1 protein-coding gene is annotated in these 2,099 nt (G+C 38.7%); it reads left to right on the forward strand.

All coding sequences use genetic code 11. The features are described from left to right. A partial coding sequence (locus tag FC20_RS10520; RefSeq protein ID WP_269083544.1) for a SpaA isopeptide-forming pilin-related protein occupies positions 1-2,099 on the forward strand: 2,099 nt, incomplete at both ends.

The following is a 2,099-nucleotide window of genomic DNA, read 5'->3' on the forward strand; positions in this document are numbered from 1 at the left end:
AAAGACAATGCCACAACGAATACTGCTGGTGTAAAAGTAACAAAATCAGGTAACAATGTTACGTTGACAGCAACTAAAGATTCGCAAGATGGTATCGTCAAGTTTAAGTATAATATTGATGATTCATATGCTGGTACTCCAATGGTTTACACGAAGCCTGGTGTTCAAGGTGTTATGGTAGGTCGTGTAAACGATCCTGGTAGAGCACAACTTAGTGTTCATGTTATCAAGCAAGGACGCGTGCGTTTGCACAAATCTGATGTTGAAACAGGCAACACGCCACAGGGTGACGCTAAGTTCGTGGGTGCACAGTATGCGCTTCAAAAGAGAGATGGGACAACTTTGGAAACCATGACGATCGGTGACGATTTAACGGCCATTTCTAATAAATACGATTTAGGTGACTATCAAATCGTCGAAACCAAAGCACCTGAAGGCTACAAATTAGATAGTACAGTTCACCCAATCAAGATCGATGCTACTGGTATTGATGGTGTTGAGAATACAAACGAAGTCAACGTGTCTGATCAAGTCATTAAGGGCAATGTTGCAATCGAAAAATTCTATCATGCTAACGATGATGAAACTGGCGAATTGAAGGCCTTAAAGGGTTCTCAGTTCGGTATTTATTTAAAATCTACTGGTGCTCACGTTCAAAGCCAAACAACTGATGATAAGGGTCATTTAGCCTTTAACAACATGCCTTACGGTTGGTACGTTGTCAAAGAAGAAAAAGCACCAGCTGGCTATGTTAAAGTTGGCGATTTTGATGTTCAGGTAGCAGCTGATGGTAATATCTATCGTTACCACAAAGTTGACGAACATTTTAAATCAAAAATTAAATTGGTAAAGGCTGATGCTGAAACTGGTAAGACGATCGCGCTTGCTGGTACAACATTCAAAATCAAGAATACCGATACAGGTAAATATGTGAAACAAACTGAAAATGAACAGTCGGAATTTATGACTAACGCTAAAGGTGAAGTCACTTTACCTGAAAAATTAGTTTACGGTAATTACGCACTAGAAGAAGTAAAAGCACCAAATGGTTATGTTTTGGGTCAAACTAAGCTTGCTTTTAAAGTAACACCTGAAAATCAACAGAATAATATGATCACGGTTACTTTCAAAAATGCCGCACAAAAAGGCACAATCGATATTAAGAAGACCGGCGAATCTGTATCTGGCGTAACAACCAAAGGGACTGCTTACGGTCAACTAAATAACTTTACATTTGCTCAAACACCATTGGCAAATGCTGAATTTAAAGTTGTTGCTACAAAAGATGTCGTAACCGCTGATGGTACAGTACGTGCTAAAAAAGGTGATACTGTTGGTCAATTAACAACAGACGCTAATGGCAAAGTTAAGACAACACCACTGTATTTAGGTTCATATGATGTTATTGAAACCAAAGCACCAGCTGGTTTTGTGATTGATACAACACCACACCATGTTGAATTAACATATGCTGGCCAAAATGTTTCAATTACTTCTAAAGAAGTCTCTGTTAAGAACATGCTCCAAAATGTCAATGTTAAGATCAACAAAACTTCTGAGAATAGCAAACCAGTTGCTGGCGCTACTTTTGGTATTTACAACCGTGAAGACGTGAAGAACGCTGCTGGCAAAGTTATTTTGAAAAAGGGGTCAATGGTTGGTTTAGCTGACACAGACAAAGCTGGTTTAGCACAATATCAAGCTAAGTTCCCACAAGTAAAACTCTATGCAAAAGAATTACACGCTCCGAAAGGGTATGTGTTGAATAAGAATGAATTTGACTTCGCATATAACCCAACAAACAATGACAAGATCCAAACAATCGTTGTTACAAGTTCACCAATCGTGAATAAGGATCAACGAGGAGTTGCAACGATGGCTAAGACTGGGGATACATTACAGTCTGCCGAAGCAACTGACACTAAGTATGGTAAGCAATATGAATTGAAATACAGCCAAACAGCATTAGCTGGTGCTGAATTCGATATTAAAGCTACTGCTGATATTTATGCAGCTGACGGTACCTTAAAAGCTAAACAAGGCCAATTGGTTGATCATATTACCACTGGTAAAGATGGTAAGATTTCAACAAAACAATT

The sequence above is a fragment of the Lactobacillus equicursoris DSM 19284 = JCM 14600 = CIP 110162 genome (assembly GCF_001434815.1).
Taxonomy (GTDB): domain Bacteria; phylum Bacillota; class Bacilli; order Lactobacillales; family Lactobacillaceae; genus Lactobacillus; species Lactobacillus equicursoris.